The following is a 5,109-nucleotide window of genomic DNA, read 5'->3' on the forward strand; positions in this document are numbered from 1 at the left end:
CACGGGGGTGGCGTCCTCGGCGCAGGAGGCGTCCACGACGTTGGGGCAGATGGGGGTGTCGGTGGCCGAGCTGGCGCGGTTGTCCGAGGACCTGCGTCGCCGGGTCGCGGCCTTCACGTACTGAGCCGGCGTGGCCCGCACCCGTCCGACGCCGCGAGCCGCCCGCGCCGCCCTCGTCGGGGCCCTCGCGTGCGCGCTGCTCGCGGTGACCGGCGTCGTCACGGGCGTCTCGGCCGCGTTCCTCGTGGTCGCCGCGCTCGTGTGCGCGTCGTCGTGCGTCGTGGTGCGTGCGCGGCTGCGGGCCCGCCCCGTGCGCGAGGCGCGCGCGTGGCGGTGGTTCGCCCGGGCGCTGCTGGCGCTCGCCGTCGCGTTCGGCGGCGAGGCGGCCGTGCTCGTGCTCGCCCCCGGGGTCCGGTGGGCCGGCGTCGTCGAGACGCTCGGGACCGTCGTCGCGTCGGCCTTCCTCTACCTCGGCGTGCAGTTCTGGAACCGGTACCGCGGCGTCGAGTGGGACTGGGACCCCGGTGAGCGGCTGCTCGGGCTCGCGGGGCTCCTGGGCGGCACCGCGCTGCTCATGTACGGCACGTACCGCACCGTCGGCGCCGCCGCGGTGCCGACGTGGCGCGTGACCGTGCTCGTGCTCGGCGCCGCGGCACCCGCGGTGCTCGCGCTGTCCCTCGCGTCCGTCCTGGTCCTCGCGCGGCTCGCGCGCGACTGGCGCGCGTGGACCCTGCTCGCGCTCGTGGCGACGCTCGGCGTGCTCGGCACGGTCCGGTACCTCGAGGTGCTCGCGACGGGCGCGGTGCGGCCGACCGCGACCGTCGCGGTCGTCACGGTGTGGGCCGTCGTCGCCGCGACCAGCGCGGTCGCGAGCCTCGCGCCCGTGGTGCGCAACGTCCAGACCGCGCCCTCGCCGCGTGCGTCGTCGATCGGGTCGCTCGCGATCGTCGTGGCGGGCGCGGGGCTGGTCGTGCTCGACGCCGTCGCCCCCAGCGGCCGCCGGTCCGTCGCGGTCGCGGCCGCGCTGTCGACGCTGCTGGGCAGCGTCCGGCTGCTGCGCGTCGTGGCGGACCTCGCCGATCTCACGTCGGCGCGCCGCGAGGCCCGCACCGACGGTCTCACGGGCGTCGCGAACCGTCTCGCGTTCATGGAGCACCTCGAGGCGACGCGCGGTCGCCCGCGCGGCGTCGGCGTGCTGCTCGTCGACCTCGACGAGTTCAAGGGCGTGAACGACGGGCTCGGGCACGTGGTCGGCGACGAGCTCATGCGCGCCGTCGCCGACAGGGTCACCGTCGAGACCGCGGGCGCCGCGCTGCTCGCGCGGCTCGGCGGTGACGAGTTCGCGCTGCTCGTGGACGACCCGGACCAGGCGCTGCGGGTCGCGCACGTCGTGCTCGACGCGATCCGGGCGCCGTTCGTCGTCGCCGGCCGCACCGTGCGGATCGACGCGAGCGTGGGCGTCGCCAGCACGGGTCTCGGCTCGGCGTCGAGCGCGCGGCTGCTGCACGACGCCGACACCGCGATGTACGTGGCCAAGCGCTCGGGCGGCGGCATCCAGGTGTACGACGCCCGCACCGCGGCGCACACCGCGCGCCGGCTCGACCTGCTGAGCGACCTGCGGACCGTGCTCGCGGGGCACGCGCCGCCGGCGGAGGTCGGCGAGCTGGTCGTGCACCTGCAGCCGCAGGTCGCCTGCGGCGACGACCGCGTGGTGGGCGTCGAGGCGCTCGTGCGCTGGGCGCACCCGCGGCACGGCCTGCTGCGGCCCGCCGAGTTCCTGCCGCTCGCCGAGCAGCACCGGCTCATGGCGCGTCTCACGGCCGTCGTGCTGCGGCAGGCCGCCGCGGCGGCGCAGGGCGTGGCCGCCGACGGCTGGGACCTGCCGGTCGCGGTCAACCTCTCGGCGAGCTGCGTCACGGACGACGACCTGCCGGGCGAGGTCGCCGCCGCGCTGGCCGGCTCGGGCCTGCGGGCGGACCGGCTGGTGCTCGAGGTCACCGAGTCGGCGATCATGCGCGACCCGGACGCCGCGGTGACGGCGCTGGTGCGGCTCACGGAGCAGGGCGTGCGCGTGAGCATCGACGACTACGGCACCGGGCACTCGTCGCTCAGCTACCTGGCGCGGCTGCCCGCCGCCGAGCTCAAGCTCGACGCGTCGTTCGTCTCGCGGCTGCTGCGCGACGAGCGCACGGAGACGATCGTGGCCGCGACGATCGACCTCGCGCACCGCCTGGGCATCCGCGTGACGGCCGAGGGCGTCGAGGACCACGCGACGGCCGACCGGCTGTGCGACCTCGCGTGCGACGCGACGCAGGGGTTCGTGCACAGCGGCGCGCTGCCCGTCGACGCGCTGCGCGCCTGGCTCGGCGCCCGTGCGCCCGTCGCCGTGGGCGAGGGCGGCTGAGACCGATCTCATCCTGACGGGTCGTCACGTCGTCCCGGGCGCTGCCGATCGGCAGGGCAGGTGCAGGACCTCGGGAGGAGACGGGCATGCGTGGTGGCACGGGTTGGTGGGCGGACCGGTCGGTCCTGACGAAGATCGCGGCCTCGGTGGGGCTCATGGGCGTCGCGGCGGTCACGGTCGCGGGGGTCGCCGTCGCCGCGCTGCTGTCGCTGCGGGCCGAGATCGGCGCGCTGCACGAGGAGAGCGTCAAGCCGCTCTCGCAGCTCACGGAGATCCAGCGCGCGTACCAGGGGGACCGGGCGCGCGTCATCCAGTACGGCATCGCCGACGCGGCGACGCGCGCCGACCTCGCGGACGAGCTGGTGGAGCGGCGTGCCGACCTCGACGCGCAGGTCGCGGCGTACCGGCCCTTCGCCGTCGACCCGGCGGACGTCGACGCGATGGAGCAGGCGTTCGACGCGTACTACGCGGCCGCGCACGACTCGCTGTTCCCGCTGGCCGACGACGGCGACGGCCCCGGCTTCGCCGCGTACTTCCAGGACACGGTGCGTCCGCTGACGACCGCGGTCATGGACGCGATCCAGACCGAGACGGTCGCGCAGGAGGAGAAGGCCGCGCGGTCGTCGGTCGACGCGCAGGCCCTGGTCCTGCGCTCGGAGGTCGTGGTCGTGGCGGTGCTCGCGGTGGGGCTGGCGGCCGCGGGCGCCGTCGCGGTGGTCGTCTCGCGCTCGCTGCGCCGGCGGCTCGACGCGGCGGTGACCGCGCTGACGGCCGCGAGCGAGGGCGACCTCACGGTGACGGTGGCCGCGGACGGCGGCGACGAGGTCGGGCGGCTGACCGCGGCGCTCGAGGTCATGCAGACCCGGATGCGCGCGACGCTCGCGGGGGTGGCGGAGTCGGCGGGGACGGTGGCGGCTGCGGCGGAGGAGGTGGCGGCGGCGGCGGCGCAGGTGAGCAGGAACGTGCAGGCGGTGGCTGCGGGGGCGGAGCAGATGGGGGCGAGCATCCGGGAGATCGCGCAGAACGCGTCGGAGGCGGCGAAGGTCGCGCAGGCGGCGACCGCGGCGGCCGATGAGGCGGGGGTGACGGTGAACCGTCTCGGTTCGTCGAGCCAGGAGATCGGGAACGTGGTGAAGCTGATCACGCAGATCGCGGAGCAGACGAACCTGCTGGCGCTCAACGCGACGATCGAGGCGGCGCGTGCGGGTGAGGCGGGTAAGGGCTTCGCGGTGGTCGCGGGTGAGGTCAAGGAGCTGGCGTCGGAGACGGCGAAGGCCACGGAGGACATCGCGCGGCGCGTCGAGGCGATCCAGGGCGACACCGCGGGGGCGGTGGACGCGATCGGGCAGATCGAGGGGATCGTGCGCTCGATCAACGACTACCAGCTGACGATCGCCTCGGCGGTCGAGGAGCAGACGGCCACCACCAACGAGATGTCGCGGGGTGTGGGGGAGGCGGCGACGGGGTCGGGGGAGATCGCGGCGAACATCACCGGGGTGGCGTCCTCGGCGCAGGAGGCGTCCACGACGCTGGGCCAGATGGGTGCCTCGGTCGCCGAGCTCGCCCGCCTGTCCGACGACCTGCGACAGCGCGTGGGTGCCTTCACCTACTGACCGCGTCCAGCGGGTGAGACCGGGGGTGGGGCGCCGGATGAGATGCGAGCCCGCACCTCATCCGGGGCCTACTCCGTCCGATGGACAGACGCGCAGGGGGCGTCACTCGTTCGTCGTACCGCCCTCGGAGGCACGCATGTCCAGCTCCCTCGCACGCACGTCCCGCATCCGCGGCGTCCGGGCCAAGATCCTCGCGGTGGGTGCCGCGGGCGTCGCGTCCGCCCTCCTCACCGGCGGCGTCGCCCTCGTCGGCGTCAGCTCGCTCAACAGCGCGACCGAGCGCATCGACGAGCTGCTGGCCGCGACGCAGGCCGTCGGCGAGGTGCGCATGTACAACAGCGACGTCAACGGCTGGCAGTCCGCGTACGCGGGCGACGCGCACCGCGTGGGCGGTCCCGCCGCGGTCCTGCCCACCAGCGAGTCCCGGCGGCAGTACCTCGCGTCGGCCGACGCGCTGCGGACCTCGCTCACCGGGCTCGACGCGCAGGGCGCGGTCCTCGAGCCGGCGCAGCGCGAGACGATCTCGCAGGTCGCGGACCTGTGGGAGAAGTTCTTCGCGCTCGACGACCAGGTGGTCGCGGACTACGAGGCCGGCGACCTCGAGGCCGGCGACGCGATCGTCCAGAAGGACGCGATCGCGCTGTACGGCCAGATCGGCCAGCTCACGCAGACCCTCCAGGACGACGTCGAGGCGCTCGCCGAGGCCGCGAACGACAACGCCACGACCGTGACCGCGCGGACCGTCGCCATGATCGTCGGCGCGATCGTGGTCGGTGCCGCGGGTGCCGTGGCCGGTGCGGTGCTGGTGTCGCGGCGGGTGCTGCGGGGGGTGGGTGCGGTGCAGCGGTCGGTGGCGGCGATGGCGCAGGGGGACCTGACGGTGCCGGCGCAGGTGGACTCGCGTGACGAGATCGGTGAGATGGCGGCGTCGTTGACGACGGCGCAGGCGTCGGTGCGTGAGGTCATCGCGGGGGTGGCGGAGTCGGCGGGGACGGTGGCGGCTGCGGCGGAGGAGCTGGCGGCGGCGTCGGGTCAGGTGGCGTCGGGGTCGGAGGAGACGAGCGTGCAGGCGGGTGTGGTGGCGGCTGCGGC

3 protein-coding genes are annotated in these 5,109 nt (G+C 75.5%); all 3 read left to right on the plus strand.

What is annotated here, in order from left to right; genetic code table 11:
- Positions 1–130 precede the first annotated feature (130 nt).
- Entirely contained in the window at positions 131–2,404 is a 2,274-nt protein-coding gene (locus E4A51_RS18140; protein ID WP_134852602.1) for a bifunctional diguanylate cyclase/phosphodiesterase, read from the plus strand.
- 86 nt (positions 2,405–2,490) lie between these two features.
- Entirely contained in the window at positions 2,491–4,017 is a 1,527-nt protein-coding gene (locus E4A51_RS18145; protein WP_134852603.1) for a methyl-accepting chemotaxis protein, read from the plus strand.
- A gap of 136 nt (positions 4,018–4,153) precedes the next feature.
- Positions 4,154–5,109 (plus strand): HAMP domain-containing protein (locus E4A51_RS18150; RefSeq protein WP_134852604.1); only part of this gene is annotated, 956 nt, incomplete at its 3' end.

Source organism: Cellulomonas sp. HD19AZ1 (assembly GCF_004535805.1).
GTDB classification, from domain to species: Bacteria; Actinomycetota; Actinomycetes; order Actinomycetales; family Cellulomonadaceae; genus Cellulomonas; species Cellulomonas iranensis.